Annotated in this window: 12 protein-coding genes and 1 pseudogene; 4 read left to right on the plus strand and 9 right to left on the minus strand. The window is 63.6% G+C overall.

Annotated features, from left to right (window positions below; genetic code table 11):
- Positions 1-11: 11 nt before the first annotated feature.
- The 3 genes and pseudogenes from C163_RS24100 (at position 12) to C163_RS27810 (ending at position 4,162) form a co-directional block, all read left to right on the plus strand.
- The gene (locus C163_RS24100; protein WP_025340920.1) at positions 12-1,928 is read left to right on the plus strand and encodes a methyl-accepting chemotaxis protein; all 1,917 of its coding nucleotides are present in this window, start codon (positions 12-14) and stop codon (positions 1,926-1,928) included.
- A gap of 290 nt (positions 1,929-2,218) precedes the next feature.
- A pseudogene (locus C163_RS27805) lies at positions 2,219-3,307 on the plus strand (methyl-accepting chemotaxis protein); the annotation flags it as partial.
- A gap of 150 nt (positions 3,308-3,457) precedes the next feature.
- Positions 3,458-4,162, plus strand: a complete 705-nt coding sequence (locus C163_RS27810; RefSeq protein WP_371257968.1) for a methyl-accepting chemotaxis protein — start codon at positions 3,458-3,460, stop codon at positions 4,160-4,162.
- Between the two features lie 110 nt (positions 4,163-4,272).
- On the opposite strand, the gene C163_RS24110 is transcribed toward C163_RS27810, so the two are convergent.
- The 7 genes from C163_RS24110 to pip form a co-directional block, all read right to left on the minus strand.
- Positions 4,273-5,007 (minus strand): amino acid ABC transporter ATP-binding protein, encoded by a 735-nt coding sequence (locus tag C163_RS24110; protein WP_013974550.1) that lies wholly within the window; start codon positions 5,005-5,007, stop codon positions 4,273-4,275.
- On the minus strand, positions 5,000-5,962 hold the full coding sequence (locus C163_RS24115; protein ID WP_025340922.1) for an amino acid ABC transporter permease: 963 nt from the start codon (positions 5,960-5,962) through the stop codon (positions 5,000-5,002). Before C163_RS24115 ends, C163_RS24110 begins: the two co-directional genes overlap by 8 nt.
- 78 nt (positions 5,963-6,040) lie before the next feature.
- Positions 6,041-6,838, minus strand: coding sequence for a transporter substrate-binding domain-containing protein (locus C163_RS24120; RefSeq protein WP_024087841.1), 798 nt, complete (start codon positions 6,836-6,838; stop codon positions 6,041-6,043).
- Between the two features lie 275 nt (positions 6,839-7,113).
- Positions 7,114-9,687, minus strand: a complete 2,574-nt coding sequence (mdoH, locus tag C163_RS24125) for a glucans biosynthesis glucosyltransferase MdoH (protein WP_025340923.1) — start codon at positions 9,685-9,687, stop codon at positions 7,114-7,116.
- Positions 9,680-11,341 (minus strand): glucan biosynthesis protein G, encoded by a 1,662-nt coding sequence (locus C163_RS24130; RefSeq protein WP_025340924.1) that lies wholly within the window; start codon positions 11,339-11,341, stop codon positions 9,680-9,682. The genes mdoH and C163_RS24130 overlap by 8 nt, the downstream gene beginning before the upstream one ends.
- A gap of 323 nt (positions 11,342-11,664) precedes the next feature.
- Positions 11,665-12,102, minus strand: coding sequence for a D-aminoacyl-tRNA deacylase (dtd, locus tag C163_RS24135; protein ID WP_025340925.1), 438 nt, complete (start codon positions 12,100-12,102; stop codon positions 11,665-11,667).
- A complete protein-coding gene (gene pip, locus C163_RS24140; protein ID WP_013974556.1) occupies positions 12,099-13,070 on the minus strand; it encodes a prolyl aminopeptidase in 972 nt (323 codons plus the stop codon). Before pip ends, dtd begins: the two co-directional genes overlap by 4 nt.
- Positions 13,071-13,240: 170 nt before the next feature.
- Here pip and C163_RS24145 point away from each other — a divergent pair, with 170 nt between their 5' ends.
- Positions 13,241-18,766 (plus strand): dermonecrotic toxin domain-containing protein, encoded by a 5,526-nt coding sequence (locus C163_RS24145; protein ID WP_256220384.1) that lies wholly within the window; start codon positions 13,241-13,243, stop codon positions 18,764-18,766.
- A gap of 59 nt (positions 18,767-18,825) precedes the next feature.
- Here the strand turns inward: C163_RS24145 and hutG are convergent, their stop codons facing one another.
- Positions 18,826-19,629, minus strand: a complete 804-nt coding sequence (hutG, locus tag C163_RS24150; protein WP_025340927.1) for an N-formylglutamate deformylase — start codon at positions 19,627-19,629, stop codon at positions 18,826-18,828.
- Positions 19,630-19,639: 10 nt separating this feature from the next.
- Positions 19,640-20,845, minus strand: coding sequence for an imidazolonepropionase (gene hutI / locus C163_RS24155; protein ID WP_025340928.1), 1,206 nt, complete (start codon positions 20,843-20,845; stop codon positions 19,640-19,642).
- Between the last annotated feature and the right edge of the window lies 1 nt (position 20,846).

The following is a 20,846-nucleotide window of genomic DNA, read 5'->3' on the forward strand; positions in this document are numbered from 1 at the left end:
GGGAGTCGTACATGTATCAATGGTTCGCCCAATCATTGGGCAATGTGAGCGTCAATCGCAAACTGGGGCTGGGCTTCGGCCTGGTGCTGCTGTTGACCCTGGCCATTACCCTGGCTGGCTGGCACGGCATGGACAGCATCATCAACCGTGGCGACAAGCTGGGAAACATCTCGGTCATTCAGCAGTACACCCAGGAACTGCGCATCGCCCGCCAGCATTACCAGCGACAGCCTGACGAAGCCTCGGTGGCAGAGCTGGAAAAAGCCCTGGGTAATCTCGAGCGCCAGGTACAGCTTATGCTCGGGCAGATCGAGCAGCCCGCTGACAGCCAGCGCCTTGAGCAGCAGCGCGAGGCCGTGCGCGGCTACCAGCAGGCGTTCAACGAGCTGAAACAGGCCGGCCAACGCCGCGAGGCCAGCCGCGCCGTGCTAGGCGACACTGCCGACAAGGCCGCGGAGCTGATTGGCCGGGTGCAACGCGGCCTGCTGCAGGGTGGCGATATCAGCCAGTACCAGCACGCGGTGGAAGTCAGCGCCCTGTTGCAACAGGCGCGGTTCCAGGTACGCGGTTACACCTACAGCGGCAACGCCGACTATCAGCAGACGGCGCTGAAAGCTATCGACCAGGCCTTGGCCGAACTGCGCGCGCTACCGGCCAAAGTGCCGGCGGAGCATGCTGCCAGCCTGGACGATGCCACCACCGCCCTGGCAGGCTACCGCGACGCGGTCACCCAGTTCGGCAGTGCCCAGGTCGCCAGTGAGCAGGCCCTGCAGAGCATGGTCGAGCACGGCACGGTACTGCTGCAGACCAGCCAGGCGATGACCACCTCGCAAACCGCTGTGCGCGACGCCGGGGCGGCCCAGGCCAAGACCGTGCTTGCCGTGGCCACCGTGCTGGCGCTGACCCTCGGCCTGCTGGCGGCCTGGGCCATCACCCGGCAGATCATCGTCCCGCTGCGCCAGACCTTGCACGCCGCCGAACGCGTGGCCAGTGGCGACCTGACCCTGAACCTGCAGGTACAACGCCGCGACGAACTGGGCCAGTTGCAAGCCAGCATGCATCGCATGACCCAGGGCCTGCGCGAACTGATCAGCGGCATCGGTGATGGCGTCACGCAGATCGCCAGTGCTGCCGAGGAGCTGTCGGCGGTGACCGAGCAGACCAGTGCCGGGGTCAACAACCAGAAGGTCGAGACCGATCAGGTGGCGACCGCCATGAACCAGATGACCGCTACCGTGCATGAGGTGGCGCGCAATGCCGAGCAGGCCTCGGAAGCTGCGTTGATGGCCGACCAGCAGGCCCGCGAGGGCGATCGTGTAGTGGGCGAGGCGGTGGCGCAGATCGAGCGCCTGGCCGGCGAAGTGGTCAACTCCAGCGAAGCGATGAACCAGCTCAAGGCCGAAAGCGACAAGATCGGCAGCGTGCTCGACGTGATCAAGTCGGTGGCCCAGCAGACCAACCTGCTGGCCCTCAACGCGGCGATCGAGGCGGCCCGGGCCGGCGAGGCCGGGCGTGGCTTTGCCGTGGTGGCCGATGAAGTGCGCAGCCTGGCGCAGCGCACTCAGCAATCGACCGAAGAGATTGAAGAGCTGATTGCCGGCCTGCAAAGCGGCACCCAGCGCGTGGCCAGCGTGATGGACAGCAGCCGCCAGTTGACCGACAGCAGCGTCGAACTGACCCGCCGTGCCGGCAGCTCGCTGGAAACCATCACCCGGACCGTATCGTCGATCCAGGCCATGAACCAGCAGATTGCCACGGCAGCTGAAGAACAGACGGCCGTGGCAGAAGAGATCAACCGCAGCGTGATGAACGTGCGGGATATTTCTGACCAGACCTCGGCGGCCAGTGAAGAGACGGCCAGCTCCAGCGTGGAGCTGGCGCGGTTGGGTACCCACCTGCAAGGGTTGGTGAGGCGGTTCAAACTTTGACCAAAGGTGCCACGCGCCCCCTGTAGGAGCGGCCTTGTGTCGCGATGGGGCGCGTAGCGGCCCCAGAATTTCAGCCTCGCTACATCCATCGCCGGGGCCGCTTCGCGGCCCTTTCGCGACACAAGGCCACTCCTACAGAAACCGTGCCGCCACGTAATTCTTCTTACAATTGCCAGTGAAATTTCCTACCTGATTATCAGGTCAAGTCCTACAGCTCCGCTGCCGATTGGCACAGGTGTGATGCCAGCAATGCGCCTGCATCCTCGCCCCCAATCGCACGGAGATTCCTCATGCTCGGCTACCTCAACCGCAAGCTCGGCAACATCAGTGTCGCAGCCAAACTCGCCCTCGGCTTTGCCGTAGTCCTGCTGCTTACCCTGGCCACCACCGTCAGTGGCTGGCGTGCACTGGATGACGCCATTGTGCGCTCGCAGCAACTCAGCGAAATCGGCCTGATCAACGACCTGACCAAAGACTTGCGCGCAGAGCGCATTACTTACCGCGTACTCAACGACAACGCCAGCAGAACGCGGATAGCCAACATTCTCGACCAGCTCAACAGCATGCTGAGCACCTTGCAACAACGTAGCAGCGTGGATGAATCCCGGCAGATGCTGGCCGAAAAGCTGGCGTTGCTGCAGCGCCTGCGCGACGATTTCAGCGAGCTGGAGAATACTGTCGCCAAGCGTATCGCCCTGCGCCAGGCCATGCAGGCCCATGAGCAGAAGCTCACCGAAGTGATCGACGATCTCCAGACCCAGGCCTTGCTGAGGATGCCTGCCGACAGCCAGCAAGGCGGTGTGCTGGGGCTGATGGACACGCTTGGCCGACATGTCGACGGTGCCAACCAGCAGAGCCTGGTGCCGGCCTATACCTTCTCCCCTGTGGAAAGCTTCGCCAAGGTCGGCGACACCTCCCTGGATGCCGCCGCCAGCAGCCTTGCGCAACTGCTCAAAGGCCTTGCTCCACTTGGCTTGCCCCGTGCGCTCACCCAGCAGCCCGGCGAGCAGCTGGCCAAGTACCGCGCCAGCCTGGATGAGTATCGTCGGGCTGCGGTGCGTGTCGAACAGCTGCAAAACAATATGGAGAACATGGGCAACGAGCTGCGCGCGGTAAGCCTGGAACTCGGCAAACGCAAGATCGAGCAGCGCGACAGGGAAGCCCTTGAAGCCCGTTCGCTGCTGACCACTGTAGCCCTGCTGGCGTTGGTGGTAGGCGTCGTGGCCGGCTGGCTGATCACCCTGCAGATCACCCAACCTTTGCGCCAGACCCTGGCCGTGGCCGGGTGCATCGCCAAGGGCGACCTGAGCCAGGTCGAACCTGTGCAACGCCGCGACGAGATGGGCCAGTTGCAAACCAGCATGCGCGAAATGACCTTGAGCCTGCGCGAGCTGATCGGTGGCATCGACCAGGGCGTAGGCCACCTGTCACAGGCCGCCACACAGCTGGCGGCCAGCAGCGAAGACACCAAGCTGCGCATCAACCAGCAACGCGAGGAAACCGACCAGGTGGCCACAGCCATGAACCAGATGAGCGCCACCGTGCAGGAAGTGGCGCAGAACGCTGAACAGGCCTCGCTGGCGGCGACCAACGCCGACCAGCAGGCGCAGATCGGCGACCAGGTGGTGGCCGAAGCTATTGGCCGTATCGAACAGCTGGCCGGGCAGATGGACCATTGCCTGGCGGCCATGCAGCACCTGGCGGGCGAGAGCCAGCGCATCGGCAGCATCCTCGATGTGATCAAGTCAGTGTCCGAGCAGACCAACCTGCTGGCCCTGAACGCGGCGATCGAAGCGGCACGGGCGGGTGAAGCCGGGCGTGGTTTTGCCGTAGTGGCCGATGAAGTGCGCGGTCTGGCCCAGCGCACCTCGACGGCGACCGAGGAAATCGGCCAACTGATCGACAGCCTGCACAACGGCACCGACGAAGTGACCCGCCTGCTGGACAACAGCAAGAACCTGACCGAGCAAAGCGTGGAGCTGAGCCGCAAGGCGGGGCATGCGTTGAGCCAGATCACCGACACGGTGTCCAGCATCCAGGGCATGAACCAGCAGATTGCCACGGCCAGCGAAGAGCAGAGCGTGGTCGCCGAGCAGATCAACCGTAGTGTGCTGAATGTGCGCGATGTGTCGGATCAGACCAGTGCGGCCAGTGAGCAGACGGCGGCGTCGAGTGGGGAGCTGGAGCAACTGGGGCAGCAGTTGCGGGGGATGGTGGGGCGGTTCAACATCTGAAACCGAGTCGTCCTCTTCGCGGGCATGCCCGCTCCCACAGGTATATCCCCCCCTTCAAGGCGGTGGTGGACCTGTGGGAGCGGGCGTGCCCGCGAAGAGGCCGGTGCGGGTTAAAGCACCTGGCGCAGGAACGCCTGCGCACGCGGGTCCTTCGGCGAGGCGAAGAACGCGGCCGGCGCCGAATCTTCCAGCAACTTGCCATGATCGAAGAACAGCACCCGGTCCGCCACTTCACGGGCAAAGCCCATTTCGTGGGTAACGCAGACCATGGTCATGCCTTCCTGGGCCAGGGTCTTCATCACGTCCAGCACCTCGCCGACCATTTCCGGGTCGAGCGCCGAGGTTGGCTCGTCGAACAGCATCACTTTCGGGTCCATGGCCAGGGCACGGGCGATCGCCACCCGCTGTTGCTGACCACCGGACAGGCGTGACGGGTATTCGTTGGCTTTCTGCGCAATGCCCACCTTCTCCAGCAGCGCCCGGGCCTTGGCCTCGCGGTCGGCCTTGTTGCGCTTGCGCACCACCTTCTGTGCCAGGCACAGGTTCTCCAGCACGGTCATGTGCGGGAACAGGTTGAAATGCTGGAACACCATGCCGACTTCGCGGCGGTAGGCGTTGATGTCGGTCTTCGGGTCGGCCAGTTGCAGGCCGTCGATGGCCACATGACCTTCGTCGAAATGCTCCAGGCCGTTGAGGCAGCGCAGGAAGGTAGACTTGCCCGAACCCGACGGGCCGAGCACCACCACCACTTCGCCCTTGGCGACCTGGGTGGTGACGTTATCCACGGCCCGTACCACGTGGCCACGGGTGTCGAAGACTTTCAGCAGGTCACGGACTTCAATCACTTTGCGCAAGCCTCCGCTCGAGCCGGCTGGCCAGGTGCGACAGCGGCAGGTTGATCAGCAGGTACAGGCCTGCCACGCAGAACCAGATCTCGAAGGTCGAGAACGAGGTGGTAATGGCCTCGCGGCCGCTCTTGGTCAGCTCGGTGATGGCGATCACCGAGACCAGCGAGGTGTCCTTGACCAGGCTGATGAACTGGCCGGCCAAAGGCGGCAGCACGCGCTTGAAGGCCTGCGGCAGGATCACGTGGCGCATCGACTGGCCCGCGTTCAGGCCCAGCGAGCGGGCCGCTTCGTTCTGGCCCTTGGCGATGGACTGCACGCCGGCACGAACGATTTCGGCCACGTAGGCGCCGGTGAACAGCGCCAGTGCCGCCACCCCGGCAAACTCGCGGGACAGGTTGAGCACGGTACCGATGAAGAAGTAGAAGATGAAGATCTGTACCAGCAGCGGTGTACCGCGCACCAGTTCGACATACACCGTCGACAGGTCACGCAGTGTAGGGTTGCTGGACAGGCGGCAGAGGCCGGCGAACAGGCCGATCAACAGGCCCAGGGCACCGGATACCACCGAAATCCAAAGCGTGGTCCACAGGCCCCAGGCCAGCGGGCCAGCCGCCCAGTGGCGGGTGACGCCAATCTGGTCGCCTTCGGAAACATCGTCGCCGCGGGCCAGCTGCAGGCTGTCCTTGGCCACATCGAGCACCTGCTCGGCACCGCTCTCGTCTTTCAGCGTGACACGGGCATTGTCGCCAGAGATGACGATGTCCTGCACGGTGCCGTAACCGGCGGCGCGCTGTGCTTCCTCGGCCTTGTAGGCGAAGTACTGCGGTACGCGGTTCCAGCGCCACTCGTAGGAAATCATCGAGGTGGCCATGTACAGGCTGAACGCCAGGCCCACCAGGACCAGGGCAGTCAAACCGTGCCAGGGCCACTGGGCTTTCTTGTGTTTGATCACGTGGGGTACTTCCGTAAATACGAACGCGCAGGGTTTGCCTGCGCGTCGGGGTCATAAAGCCGGCTTGTGGCCTGGGCCTTATTCCATTTCCTTCAGCCAGTCCTTGTTCTTGAACCACTTGTCGTGAATACGATCGTAGGTCCCGTCATGCTTGATCTGGTGCAGGAAGTTGTTGATGAAGTTGATGCTGTCGTAGTCGCCTTTCTTCAGGCCGAAGGCCAGCGGCTCGTAGGTGAAGGGTTCTTCGAGGAACAGCAGCTTGCCGGCACCGGCCTTGTCCACTGCCACCACGTTGTACGGCGCGTCGTAGACGAAGGCGTCAGCCTTGCCGTTGACCACGTCCATCACCGCTTCCTGCTCGTTGTCGTAGCCGTGGTACTTGGCCTTGGCGATCAGCTTCTTGGAAACCATTTCGCCGGTGGTGCCGAGCTTGGAGGTGATGCGGTACTTCTCGTTGTTCAGGTCCTTGTACGACTTGATCTCGCCCGCCAGTTCCTTGCGGATCAGCAGGGTCTGGCCAACCACGATGAAGGGTTCGCTGAAGTTCAGGCGCAGGTTGCGTTCCTGGGTCAGGGTCATGCCGCTGCCGATCATGTCGAACTTGTCGGTCAGCAGGGCCGGGATGATGCCGTCATAGGCCGTGGATACCGGCTCGAACTTGACGCCCATGGACTTGGCCATGGCTTTGAGGATATCGACTTCGAAGCCGATGATCTCGCCACGCTTGTTGGTCATCTGGAATGGCATGTAGGTCGGGTCCATGCCCACCCGCAGGGTGCCGCGCTTGACCGCGTCATCTATCGCGCCCGCCTGGGCCGCAGTCACGGCGACCAGGGCGGTGACACCGACCAGCAGTCGCGAAAGGTATTTCTTGATCATCACCAAGTCCCCTAGCAAGAAAAGTAGCGAATCTTATTGTTGGCATGGCCGTGGCGGCCGATGCGTCATATCGGAGAGGGATGCTAACGCATGGCGGCTCGGGGACCTAGAGCCGGGGGGGACTTTGTTGGCCAAAATCCATCATGCAGGGACATTGCTAGCGAGGGCTTTGCCCTCGTTTCGCGACACAAGGCCGCTCCTACAGGGGCATGCATTCCCTTGTAGGAGCGGCCTTGTGTCGCGATAGGGCCGCAAAGCGGCCCCTGGGCCGATCAGGCGCCGACGAGTGCCGGTTGGCCTTCATTCTCCGGATGCAGCGGCAACAGCGGCGAATGCGGGTCGTTCTTGATCGATGCACGCCACACGTTGATCCACGCCGCATTGTGCTCGGCCCAGACCTGCTCGTGCAGGCGGGTCAGCGCCACCGGGTCGCTGAGCAGGGCCAGGCGGGTATTGAGGTCCAGCCCTTGCGGCCCGACCTCCATCGCCTTGGCCACGCGCTCGACGCGCAGTGCCTCGATCGGCGCCGCCTGACCATGACGGGCAGTGGCCATGGCGCAGGCCAGGGCGTTCTGCCGCGGGTCGACCACAGCCCGCACGAAGCCGTCATGCAGGGCATGCCAGCGGTTTTCGTGGGTGTACTGGTCGGTGGCCAGCAGCTCCTGCGGAGTAGCGTATTCCTCGGGGATGAGGAACAGCTTCTCGTCCTTGGCCGCCAGCCCCAGGCGGGTGCGGCTGGAGATCACCGAGACCGGGATCGACAGCACCAGCGAACCAACGATTGGCGCCAGCCACCACAGGAAGCTTGGGTTCAGCCAGGCCACCAGCGCCGCCCAGGCAATGCCCAGCAGGGTCTGCGGGCCGTGGCGGCGCACCGCTTCGCTCCACGGCGTGGAGTCGTCGTCACGCTGCGGCGAGTTCCAGGTCGCGGCCCAGCCGAGGAACGCGGCCAGCACGAAGCGGGTGTGGAAGATCATGCGCACCGGTGCCAGCAGCATGGAGAACAGCATCTCCATCAGCATCGACAGGGTGACCTTGATACGCCCGCCAAACTCGGTCGCGCCCTTGGCCCAGATCAGGATGACGCTGAGCAGCTTGGGCAGGAACAGCAGCACGATGGTGGTGGAGAACAGCGCCACGGCCTTCTCCGGGTGCCACTGCGGCCACAGCGGGTAGAGCTGGTACGGCTCGATGAAGTACTGCGGCTCCATCAGCGTGTTGGTCGCCAGCAGCGCGGTCGACAGCACCAGGAACAGGAACCACAGCGGTGCCGACAGGTACGACATCACCCCGGTGAGGAACACCGCACGGTGCACCGGGTGCATGCCCTTGACCAGGAACAGGCGGAAGTTCATCAGGTTGCCGTGGCACCAGCGGCGGTCGCGCTTGAGCTCGTCGAGCAGGTTCGGCGGCAGTTCTTCGTAGCTGCCCGGCAGGTCGTAGGCAATCCACACGCCCCAGCCGGCACGGCGCATCAGCGCGGCTTCGACGAAGTCGTGGGAGAGGATTGCACCGGCGAACGCACCCTTGCCCGGCAACGGCGCCAGGGCGCAGTGCTCGATGAACGGCTTCATGCGGATGATCGCGTTGTGGCCCCAGTAGTGCGACTCGCCCAGCTGCCAGAAGTGCAGGCCGGCGGTGAACAGCGGGCCGTACACGCGGGTGGCGAACTGCTGCAGGCGCGCATACAGGGTGTCCATGCCCGAGGCCTTAGGCCCGGTCTGGATGATGCCGGCGTCCGGGTTGGCCTCCATCAGGCGCACCAGGCTGCTCAGGCACTCGCCGCTCATGACGCTGTCGGCGTCGAGCACGACCATGTACTTGTATTCGCCGCCCCAACGACGGCAGAAGTCGTCGAGGTTGCCGCTCTTGCGCTTCACCCGGCGCCGACGGCGGCGGTAGAAGATACGGCCGAAGCCTTTGGTTTCGCGGCACACGTCCAGCCAGGCCTGTTGCTCGGCCACGGCGATGTCGGTGTCGTTGGTGTCGCTGAGCACGAAGAAGTCGAAGCGATCGAGGTTGCCGCTGGCGGCCACCGACTCGAACGTTGCGCGCAGGCCGGCGAACACGCGCGGCACGTCTTCGTTGCAGATCGGCATCACCAGCGCGGTACGTGCCTCGGGCGCGATCGGCTCGTTGCCTGCACTGCTACCCGAAATCTTGTACTTGTCACGCCCGGTGAGCAGCTCGAGGAAGCCCATCAGCGCGGTCCAGAAGCCCGCCGATACCCAGCAGAACAGGATGCCGAAGAGAACCAGGATGGACGTCTGCAAGGCATACGGCCAAACCTGTACCACGGTGTCCCACAGCGGCTGGTTGACGACTTCGTCAAAGTCCACGAACGACCAGCCCTGGTACGGCAGGATGCCCTTCATGTACCAGCCGGCAACGATGGTCTGGCCGATCATCAGCGCCAGCAGGATGTAACGGCGGATCGAGCCGACCGTACGCCAGCGGGCTGGCGGCAGCTCGCGCTTGGGCGGCTGCGGGGCGTTGGTGCGGCCGGTCATGCGCCGCCACATGCGGATCAGCACGTTGGTACGCCATGGCTCGGGCACGACCTTGGTGCGCTTGATCGGCGGAGCGATCTTCAGGCACAGGCGGCCGCTGCCGTCGACACCAAGCATTTCGGCGTCTTCCAGCTCGGCGGCGCTGCCTACGGTCAGGCGCGGGCCCACCGAGGCCTGCACGGCCTCGGCAGAGCTGGCGGCCGGGTTGGCCGCCAGGCGTTGGTGCAGCTCACTGAATGACGTGCAGCTGGCGAGTTCCGCCCGTTGCTCGTCGCTCAGTGGTAGGTGGGCCAGGTACTCGCGAAGCGATTCCGGCCTTGCGCTTGAGTTACTCATCGGCAGGCAACTGATAGCTCCAGGTCTCGGTCAGCACCTTCTCGGTGGTGGCCGGGGTCCCGTTGGTGGGCGCCGCATCGGCGGCAGGTTGTTCGGCCTTGGCAGCTTTCTCGGCCTTGGCTTGCTTGGCTGCAGCCTTGTCCTGCTTGGCGTCCTTGGCAGGCTTGGCGGCTTCGACCGGCACGTCACGCACCAGCGCGGCACGCATTTCGGTCGATTTGTTGGCTTCCTTGACCTTCAAACGCAGGGTCAGGCGCCAGCCCTTGGTCTCAGGGTTATAGCGCAGGTTGTTCTCGACCACCTCGGCGTTGTCGCCCACGCTGATCTGGCTGCGCACGGCGGTGTCTTCCGGCAGGGCGGCCAGCGCCGGGCCGGCGAAGTCGACCAGGAAGGCCACGCTGCCGTCTGGCTGGCGGATCAGGTTGGACTGCTTGACGTCGCCGGTGGAACGCAGGGTCTGCTTGACCCAGCCCAGCTCGGAAGCCTGGAACTTCGGCTCGTCGATGGTCCAGTGCAGGCGGTAGGCGTACTCGAATGGCTTGCCTGGCTCAGGCAGCTTCTCCGGGCTCCAGAAGGCCACGATGTTGTCGTTGGTCTCGTCGGCAGTCGGGATTTCGACCAGGTCGACGGTGCCCTTGCCCCAGTCACCCTTCGGCTCGATCCAGGCGCTCGGGCGCTTCTGGTAGTTGTCGTCGAGGTCTTCGTAGTCACTGAAGGCGCGCTGGCGCTGCATCAGGCCGAAACCACGCGGGTTCTCGACGCTGAAGTTGCTGACGGCCAGGTGTTTCGGGTTGTTCAGCGGGCGCCACAGCCATTCACCGTTGCCGGCATGGATCGACAGGCCTTCGGAGTCGTGCAGGGCCGGGCGGTAGTTGAGGACCTTGGACGGCTGGTTGGGGCCGAACAGGTACATGCTGGTCAGCGGGGCAATGCCCAGGCGGCTGACATGGTCACGCAGGAACACGCGGGACTGCACGTCGACCACGGTGTCGTTGCCTGGGCGCAGGATCAGCTTGTAGGCACCGGTGGAGCGTGGCGAGTCCAGCAGGGCGTAGATGACCAGGTGCTTGTCGGCCGGCTTGGGCTTCTCGACCCAGAACTCGGTGAAGCGCGGGAACTCCTCGCCCGACGGCAGTGCGGTGTCGATGGCCAGGCCACGGGCCGACAGGCCGTACACGTGGCCCTTGCCGACCACGCGGAAGTAGCTGGCGCCAAGCAGGGTCATGATCTCGTCCTGCTTGTCGGCCTTGTTGATCGGGTACAACACGCGGAAGCCGGCGTAACCCAGGTTCTTGGTGGTTTCCGGGTCGTGTGGCACGTCACCGAACTCGAAACGGCTCGGGTCGTACTTGATTTCCTCGACCTTGGTGGCAGTAACCTGGTTGATCTTCACCGGAGTGTCGAAGTGCATGCCCTGGTGATAGAACGACAGCTTGAACGGGGTCTTGTCCTTGGCCCACTCGGCCTTTTCCTGCAGGAAATGAATCTTCTGGTAGTCCGCGAACTTCATGTCGCGGAATACGGCCGGCAGGTTGCTTTTCGGTGCTTCGTACTTCTGGCCGGCCAGATCCTTTGCCTTGGCTGCAACATCGTCAAGATTGAATGCCCACAGCTGGCCCGCGCTCATCAGGCCGACCAGTGCCACACTGGCCATCAGGGCCTTGCGCAGCCCGGTACCGGGGATTCTTGATGCTTTTTGGGGACTAACAATCACGAGCAACCCTCGCCGAAAACAGATCATGAAACCAACGGCCAGCGACAAATGCCGGGTTGGCGAGCACTGTTCGGACCCCGTGAGGGCGTAATGATTCCCCAAACGGATCCAGACAATGCTCGAGTCAGAGTGAAACGAACCTGCGAACGCAGGTCCATGCAGCGCGCGATTATCCAGCAGGTCGCGTGACAACGCATCAGGCTGGAACAACTATTTATCGTACAAAACCCCTTGTTTTCCTGTGAACAAGGGGTTTTTTACACTCACATTTGTAACATAAATGTTACGGGGCCATCATTGACCAGGTGCACCTGCATGTCTGCACCGAATTGCCCGCTTGCCACATCAGCGTGCCGGGCCTTCGCCTGCTGCAAAAGATAGTCGAACAACTCGGCGCCGAGGGCCGGTGGCGCTGCCGTCGAGAAGCTCGGGCGCATGCCGTTGCGGGTGTCTGCCGCCAGGGTGAACTGCGACACCAGCAACAAACCTCCCCCCACATCCTTGAGCGACAGGTTCATCTTGCCCTGCTCGTCGCTGAACACCCGGTAGTTCAACAGCTTGTGCAACAGTTTGTCGGCCTGCTCACGGGAATCTTCAGGCTCGACGGCCACCAGCACCAGCAAACCCTGGTCGATGGCACCTACCACCTCCCCCGCTACTTCCACCCGCGCACCACGCACGCGCTGCAGCAGGCCCCTCATGCTTCTTCCAGGGGCAGGTCGAGCAGGCGCCGGGCCATCTGGTCGGCGGCACGCACCAGGGCATCGGTGATGCCCGGCTCGGAAGCCGCGTGGCCAGCGTCACGGATCACCTTCAGTTCGCTGTTCGGCCAGGCCTGGTGTAGCGCCCAGGCGTTGTCCAGCGGGCAGATCACATCATAGCGGCCATGCACGATCACGGCCGGCAGGTGGGCGATCTTCGGCAGATCGCGGATCAGCTGGTCCGGCTCGAGGAAGGCGTTGTTCATGAAGTAGTGGCATTCGATACGGGCGATCGACAGTGCACGCTGCGGCTCGGAGAAGCGGTCGACCACCAGCGGGTTGGGACGCAGGGTGGCGGTACGGCCTTCCCAGGTGGACCAGGCCTTGGCCGCGTGCATCTGGGCGATCTGGTCGTTGCCGGTCAGGCGCTTGTGGAAGGCCGTGACCAGGTCACCGCGCTCCTCCGGCGGGATCGGCGCGATGTAGTCCTGCCAGTAATCGGGGAACAGGCGGCTGGCGCCTTCCTGGTAGAACCATTGGATTTCCTGGGGCCTGCACAGGAAGATGCCGCGCAGGATCAGGCCATGCACCCGCTCGGGGTGGGTCTGGGCGTAGGCCAGGGCCAGGGTGGAGCCCCACGAGCCGCCGAACAGCACCCACTTGTCGATGCCAAGGTGCTCGCGGATGCGCTCAAGGTCCTCGACCAGGTGCCAGGTGGTGTTGTTCTCCAGGCTTGCGTGCGGCGTGGAGCGGCCACAGCCGCGCTGGTCGAAGGTGATGATGCGGTACAGGGTCGGGTCGAAGTAGCAGCGGCTCTGGGCGTCGCATCCGGCGCCCGGGCCGCCGTGGATGAATACCACCGGCAGACCTTCTGGCGAGCCGCTTTCGTCGACATACAGCACATGCGGCGCTTCCACGGCCAGATCGTGCCGGGCGTAGGGTTTGATCTGCGGGTACAGGGTCTGCATTGCGCACTCCGTGTGAGGATTATTCGGCCGTGGGCCATCATAAACCTGAATTGCGCTTTGAGCACTGCCCGCGCTGATGCCGCCGCACCTCAAGGGCACATATATCTACCTCCAGCAGTTCAGGCAGGCCCGCGATAGTCCCTCGCCCCAAATCAAGCAAGGGCCTCGCCATGCCAACTGCAGTCACTGCCGCGCCTAGTGTTCATTACGCCACCATCGAGCGCAGAATCCCCACCTGGCTCAAGCACGCGCCACCAGAAACCCGACGTGCGATGCGCAACTGGCATCAACCCCCTGCCTGGCTGGTGACGGCACTCCAGCAACAACCGGAAGTCGCCAAGGCATGGCAGGAAGAGCACGCACGCCACCGCGAGCACCAGGTGCAGGTGCACAAGCTGTTCGAACAGCTTCCAACCCTGGAAACCTACGCCACCAAGGCACTCACCGATGCCATCAAGCAGCGATTCAGGCTTGACCTGGATGTGCGCAACACCTACCTCGTCGATGCCCGCCTGATCGAAACGACCGACGCCATCGACAGCCGCCAGGCCGTAGACCGGGCTACACGCTCGCTGCTGCACTGCGCCTTGCACAGCTTCGACCAGGCCGCCGCTGCCGAACACGGCATGGACGCGCCCGCCTCCCTGCTCAAGAGGTCGGTCATCGTCGATCACCGGCGCTTCATGGGCACCGTGCCGATCACCAATGCACTGGGTATCGCCGCCGAAGACTTCGCCGACTTGTGTCGCACGCTGGATATCGGCGGCAAGTATCACGAACAGGTACATGCCATCTACTACCCGGCGGCCACGCCGTCACTCGGCGCCGATGAAGCCGCACTGGCCGTTTATGAAACCCTGGGGCGTGCCGAGGTATCGGCATTCCGGCAATCCCTGCATTTCGCGCGCCTCAAGGGCGATATCAGCGAAGCGCTATATTCCGCCGCTCTCGCCACACCACTTGACCAGGCGCCAGCGCCCTCTTCGCCGGTGACATTCAGCTTGCTCGAGTTGTGGGAAGCCGAGCTGACCGGCGTTGTGCTCATTACCCTGCAAGCTGAAGGGCATCAGGCCGTGGCGCTGTACATCCCTGAAGACAGCACCACGCCCCTCAAGGAGTTCACCAGCCAGCAAGCCATGCACGACGAATTGCGCGACAGGCTCCAGGCCGATATCGGCTACCTGGACAAGCACCTCGCCGACCGCGACAAGGCGCCGATAACCACCCGCCTGAAGGACCGGCTCATGCCCCTCGCCTGGAGTGCCCGCGGCTTGCATGAACGTGTTCCGGACCCGCACGCCACCCTGTATCCGGTCATGAAGCCTTTCAGCCACGCCTTCCAAGGCGTGATGGCTTTCCAGAAGGCCCAGCGTCATGAAAAGGACGTGCTGTTCCACGCCACTCCCACCGAAATCGTCGACCGGCGCACCACGCAAGCCCACCGGGAACTGATCGCCGGCCGTGTGCTTACGGCCTTGAACATCGCCGGCTTCTTCGTGCCGGGGCTTGGCGAGGCAATGCTTGCCGTTTGCCTGGCCCAGCTGGCCCATGAGGTGTATGAAGGGATCGACGCCTGGGAAAACGACGAGCGTGATACTGCCTATGGCTATCTGGTCGATGTGATCGAAAACGTGGCCGTCATGGCCGCCCTCAGCGCAGCAGCCAAAGCATTGAGAGGCTCGCAGGGCGGCGAAACCGGCACGGCTTCGGAAGGTCCGGCGGTAGAAGAGCCAGAGGACGAGGAGCCAGGGATAGCCCGTATTTCTGTAGAAACGCCTTCATTCATCGAAGAACTGGAAGACGTGGAAACATCCGATGGTCAGATGAGGCTGTGGAAACCCGACCTCACGCCCTACCAGAGCTTCGAGACACTGCCCCATGACCTGGTACCGGACGAACTGGGCCTACGGCATCACCAAGGCAAACGCTGGCTGGTACTGCAGGGCAATCAGTACATCGTCAGCCAAACGCCAACGACTGGTGAATATCGTTTGCAACACCCTGCAAGTCCTCGCCGTTACCAGCCGCCAGTGCGGCACAACGGTGCCGGAGCATGGTTGCACGTTACCGATAAGCCACTGAGTTGGTCGGGCATGACACTCCTGCGCCGCATCGGCCACTTGAGTGGGCACTTCGACGAGCCGACGCTGCAACGGATTATCGCCGTCAGCGGCGTACACGAAGACGAGCTGCGCCGGGCCCTGGCCGAAAGCCAGCGGCTGCCGGCCTTGCTGGAAGACACCCTGCAACGCTTCAAGCTGGACGAAACGGTCCGCCAGCTGGCGGACGAGAGCACTCGGCCCGCTGAGTTTGCCAGGGCCTACGCCGGCCTTTCGCGCGACCTGGCGCCGGGCGCCGAGGCCATCCAGAGGGCGTATCCGAAATTGCCGTCAGCAGTCGCCAATGAGCTGGCGCGCGAGGCCAGTGCCAACGAACTGCAGATACTCGACAACGGCAAGGTACCACTGCGCCTTGCCGAAGAGGCCCGCATCTACCAGCAACAAATTCGCCTTGCCCGCGCCTGCGAAGGGCTGTACCTGTCCAGCGTGCCGAACTGGGATAGCGACCTGTTGATCGTGCATACGCTCGAACGCTTGCCAGGCTGGCCTGCACAGACCAGGCTCCGGCTGCTCCAGCGCATGTCCTGGCCGGCCCAGGATCATGCCATAGGCACACTGGACACCCGCCCATTCAAGACCATCACCCATGCCCAGGCAGGGTACATCGTCCACGACGAAAGCCTGCCCAGCGCGGCGGTCAAGGTGTATTCAAGCCTTTACGCTGCATTGTATGAGGCACTGCCAGCGGCCATGGCAAGCATCGACGTCGCCGATCAGCAAGCGCTGCAGCGCCTTGTACAGGGAAGCCCGTTGCTGCCCCGCCCGGCCTTGAGGGTGCTGCTGGGCATGCAGCCCGTACGCCCAGGCTACCGTTCTCCCATGCGCCTGGCCGATGGCCGCCTGGGCTACCCACTCAGTGGCGGCGGCCCGGCCACCCATGGCATCACCCGCCAGCAGCTGTTCGAAGCTATCGAAGCCACAGGGCTCGCCGAACGCACCGGCCGCTCGGCGGATCAGGTTCTGCTGGCACTTGCCAGCCGCGGCCGTACGCAACTGCAGATATTCGAACATTTGCAGACACTACTGGAGCAGCGCAACGAGCTGCAAAGCAGCCTGGACGATTGGAGCGAAGCCATTTCGCCGGCAAGCGACCAGGCAGCACAGGACTACGACAGCCTGCGTGACTCGATCATGCAACATTGGTACGACACTGCGCTGGACGAGAACACCGGGCCCACCACCGAACTGCGTATCGCCCGCGTCCCCCTTGCCGACGTGCCCCTCACCTTGCCCGCTTTTTTCAACGCACGCGTGCGCAGCCTGAGCCTGATCGACTTGCCGTCAGGGTCCTTGGCGGGCTGGGCGCAAAACGAGCGCCTGCTGCAACGCCTGCTCAGGCAGATGCCGCAGATCGAGTCGCTGGAAATCAGCCGTCCGTTTGACCCCAGGGCAACACCCTCGCCCTTCCTGTTCAGCGTGCCCACCATCACCGAGTGCCTGCCAGGGTTGCGACGACTGGTGCTCACCAACCAGAACATGACGCTCTCCGAAAGCGACCTGAACCTGCTGTCAGGGCTTCGCCAAATGAGATACCTCGACCTGAGTGGTAACCGGCTGGCGCAGAGCAACAGGCCAAGCTTCCATGAGTTGACCCTGGATTACCTGGGCCTGGACCAGATGCAATTGGCCCAATGGCCGATCGGGATTGGCAGCGACGCCCTGGCGCGCATTTCCCATCTGTCGTTGCGCCACAACAATCTCAGGTCGTTGCCCACGTTCCTGCTTCATGAAGCGGACATGCTGACAACCCCACCGGTGATCTCGCTGGAAGGCAACAGCATCAATGAGTCCCACCTGCAGCGCTTGTTGCTGAATGAGCATGTCGACACCTCGGGTATCACCACGGACCAGCCAGCAGCACTTTCCGAACAGCTCGCACGCATTCGCGATGAGCGACGGCAGATGCGCGATGCGATCGATGGCTGGGCCCAGGCCTCAAGCTCGAGCAACCCATTGACCCAGGCCGCACTGGCGGACAGGCAACGTATCGCGTCAGCGATCGATCAATTCTGGGAACAGCAGGAGCAGGGCCAGTCATACCTGCGCCTGCAACTCGAGGACGTGGCCATCGAGCATTTCCCCAGGCGGCTTCCAGCGTTCTTCGGCGCCCGCGTACGTGCACTCAGCCTGACGCGTTTGCGAGGCAGCACCTCACAGCTCGATGAACTACTCAGCCGGTTCCCTAACATCAGCCGGCTGACCATCGATGAACACCAGGCCGCCATGCCCTCACTGGCATCCGTCCTGGCCCGCCTTCCCCAACTCACCTACCTGGAGTTTCGCAACATGGGGCTGGAGGTCGACCAGGCCATGATGGACATTTTCGCAGGGCTGCGAAACCTGACCTCGCTGGACCTGTCGGGCAACCGGGCAGGCAGCATCGACCATGTGCCCGCATCGCTGGCCGGCAACCTGCAGTCACTCGCATTGACCAACATGAACCTGCAAGCCTGGCCCAGCTGGTGTGACAGTTTGCTGCCACTGGAACTTCTGGACCTGAGCTCGAACAACATCACCCAGTTGCCCGAGCACATCCTGACGAACCTGAACAATCCCATGCCAATCTCGTCGATCGCCTTGTTCGACAACCCACTGCCTCTTGAAACCATCCTGCGGGTACGCACCTTCTCGGACAGCCAGCACAGCTATTCCTTTGCCCTGGATATCCCCGACGACCTGATGTTCTTCGATTCTTCCAGCGAAGGATCTCTCGACCACCCTCACTTCCCACTGCTGGGCGATGATACGCCCAGGCTGGAGGACTGGCTGCTGGGTAGCGAAGCACAGAATGCCGCATTGCAGGACTGCTGGGAGCGGCTCGAAGGCAGTGATCTGTTGCGTCTGGCGGGCCGTTTGCACAATGCCGCCCCATACGTTGACCCGAATACGCGAGCCACCTTCTGCGAACGGGTGCGCTTGATGCTGGTGGTGGCTGCAAGCAACGAAACCGAACGCCCGATCATGGAGAGCATCGCCGCAGCGGCATTGCCAGACCCGGTAACCGGCTCGCAGACCTGCCATGACGGAGCGCTGCAGGAGTTCAACAATATTGAACTGTACCTGATGAGCCAACGCCTGTTGGTCGACGCCGGCGATTCCCTGCAAGCACTGCGTCGTCGCCTGTTACAGCTTTTCCGGATCGAACAGCTGGAGCTGCTGGCCAACCAACGGACCGGCTCGGGTGACCTGGTCTCGGTACGCCTGGCCTACCGCCGGGAACTGGCCAGGGAACTGGACCTGCCGATCGCCGACAGCATGCGTTTTCGAGGTGCTGCGAACCTGGCGCGCGATGAGCTATCCAGTGTGCTGGAAAAGGTCCGGAAAAGTGAACTGAGCGATGCACTGGTCGACTACATGCTGGCGAATACGGACTGGACCACGCGCCTGCGCGCCGAGTGTGCCGACCGCTTCGCCGAAATAGACGCACGTTTCCGCCTGCGGGTGCTCGAGCTGGCCAGCAAGGACCACTCGCTTCAGGACGAGTTGAACTTGCAGCAAGGCCTGCAAGATGACAAGGACCAGGAAGAGAAGGAGCTACTGCGCGAACTTACCATCAAGCAGATCAACAACAACTGACCCGTAGTGACTGGCGACGCGCATGGCCTGCATCGCGTCGCCATTCTTACTGGCGAACTTCACCGCCCGTAATGCGCCTTGCCCCAGTCCAGCACTGCCTGCAGAAGCTGCTTCAACACCTCCTGTGTAGGCCGTGCCAGGTCTTCGCGGTAAGCGAACGGCTCGGTCTCTTCCATATAGGTGCTCTGCGCCAGCTCCAGCTGCACCGCATGGATGTGGTTGGCCGGATCGCCGTAATGCCGGGTGATATGCCCGCCCTTGAAGCGGCCATTGAGCACATGGCTGTAACCTTGGGCCTGGGCGCACACCTCTTTCAGCCGTTCGGCCAGGGCCGGGTCGCAGCTGGCGCCGTTGAAGGTACCCAGGTTGAAGTCCGGCAGCTTGCCGTCGAACAGGTGCGGGATCAGCGAACGGATCGAATGGGCGTCCCACAGCAGGGCGTAGCCGAACTGCTCGCGCAGCCGCGCCAGCTCGCGACGAATCGTGTCGTGATAGGGGCGCCAGATCTGCTCCAGATACTGCTTGCGCTCCTCGCCTGTCGGCACCAGCCCGTCCTTGAACAATGGCTCGCCATCGAACAGCGTGGCCGGGTACAGGCCGGTGGTGGCACCGACGTACAGTGGCTTGTCGTCATCCGGCCGGTTCAGGTCGATGACGAAGCGCGAATACTCCGCCGCCACCACGCTGGCGCCCATGTCACGGGCAAAGTCATACAGCCGTGGAATATGCCAGTCGGTGTCCGGCAGGCTGCGCGCCTGGTCGACCAGGCCGTCTCGTACCGCCGGCGACAGTTGCAGGCCGGCATGGGGCATGCTGATCAGCAGCGGCAGGCGCCCCTGGTGAAAACTCAGTACCTTGTCCATCGTGCCTCACTCAGTTGGAAATCTCGTGGCCCTTGCGCACCACGCGCTTGGGCAGGTCGCCGCCCAGCCAGTAGGCCAGGTCGGCGGGGCGTTCGATCTGCCAGGCGACGAAGTCGGCGACCTTGCCCACTTCCAGCGAGCCGTGGCTGTCGCCCAGGCCCAGCGCCGTGGCGGCGTGCACGGTGACGCCGGCCAGGGCTTCTTCCGGGGTCATGCGGAAGCAGGTGCAGCCCATGTTCAGCATCAGCCGCAGCGACAGCCCTGGCGAGGTGCCAGGGTTGAGGTCGCTGGCCAGGGCAATCTTCACCCCGTGGCGGCGCAAGGCGTCCATCGGCGGCAGCTGGGTTTCGCGCAGGAAGTAGAACGCGCCCGGCAGCAGCACTGCGACCGTGCCGGCTTTTGCCATGGCAATGGCGTCTTGCTCGGTCATGAATTCCAGATGGTCAGCCGAAAGCGCCTGGTAGCGCGCCGCCAGGCTGGAGCCGTGCAACGACGACAACTGTTCGGCGTGCAGCTTGACCGGCAGGCCCAGCTCGCGCGCCTTGATAAACAGCCGCTCGACCTGGGCCGGGGAGAACGCCAGGTGTTCGCAGAAGGCATCCACTGCGTCCACCAGGCCTTCGGCGGCCAGGGCCGGCAGCATTTCATCGCAGATGTGCGCGATGTAGTCGTCAGCCCGGCCGACGTATTCCGGCGGCAAGGCATGGGCTGCCAGGCAGGTGGCGCGCACCGCCAGCGGCAACTCGTCGGCCAGGCGCCGGGCCACACGCAGCATCTTGCGCTCGTTGGCCAGGTCCAGGCCGTAGCCGGACTTGACCTCGATGGTGGTCACGCCATCGCGCATCAGCGCCTGGACCCGCTGGCGAGCACTGGCGAACAGCTCGTCCTCGCTGGCCGCACGGGTAGCCCGCACGGTGCTGGCGATGCCACCGCCCTGTGCGGCGATTTCGGCATAGCTCACGCCCTGCAGGCGCTGCTCGAACTCACCGCTGCGGTTGCCACCGAACACCGCGTGGGTGTGGCAGTCGATCAGCCCCGGGGTGACCCAGGCGCCGCCCAGGTCCACCGTATGCTCGGCATCGACCGACGCCAGCTCGACGCGTGGGCCGATCCACTCGATCAGCCCAGCGTTGGTGACGATGGCCGCGTCCTCGATGGCCGAGTAACGGCCCTCGGCCATGGTTGCCACATGGCAGTGCTGCCAGACGGTTCTCATA

Source organism: Pseudomonas sp. FGI182 (assembly GCF_000511325.1).
Lineage (GTDB): Bacteria > Pseudomonadota > Gammaproteobacteria > Pseudomonadales > Pseudomonadaceae > Aquipseudomonas > Aquipseudomonas putida_Z.

Excerpts from the sequence above, each read along its gene's own strand:
- pip (WP_013974556.1), bottom strand. The coding sequence starts at position 13,070 with ATGCAGACCCTGTACCCGCAGATCAAACCCTACGCCCGGCACGATCTG.
- C163_RS24145 (WP_256220384.1), top strand. The coding sequence starts at position 13,241 with ATGCCAACTGCAGTCACTGCCGCGCCTAGTGTTCATTACGCCACCATC.
- mdoH (WP_025340923.1), bottom strand. The coding sequence starts at position 9,687 with ATGAGTAACTCAAGCGCAAGGCCGGAATCGCTTCGCGAGTACCTGGCC.
- dtd (WP_025340925.1), bottom strand. The coding sequence starts at position 12,102 with ATGAGGGGCCTGCTGCAGCGCGTGCGTGGTGCGCGGGTGGAAGTAGCG.
- hutI (WP_025340928.1), bottom strand. The coding sequence starts at position 20,845 with ATGAGAACCGTCTGGCAGCACTGCCATGTGGCAACCATGGCCGAGGGC.
- C163_RS24100 (WP_025340920.1), top strand. The coding sequence starts at position 12 with ATGTATCAATGGTTCGCCCAATCATTGGGCAATGTGAGCGTCAATCGC.
- C163_RS27810 (WP_371257968.1), top strand. The coding sequence starts at position 3,458 with ATGAGCGCCACCGTGCAGGAAGTGGCGCAGAACGCTGAACAGGCCTCG.
- C163_RS24130 (WP_025340924.1), bottom strand. The coding sequence starts at position 11,341 with ATGGCCAGTGTGGCACTGGTCGGCCTGATGAGCGCGGGCCAGCTGTGG.
- hutG (WP_025340927.1), bottom strand. The coding sequence starts at position 19,629 with ATGGACAAGGTACTGAGTTTTCACCAGGGGCGCCTGCCGCTGCTGATC.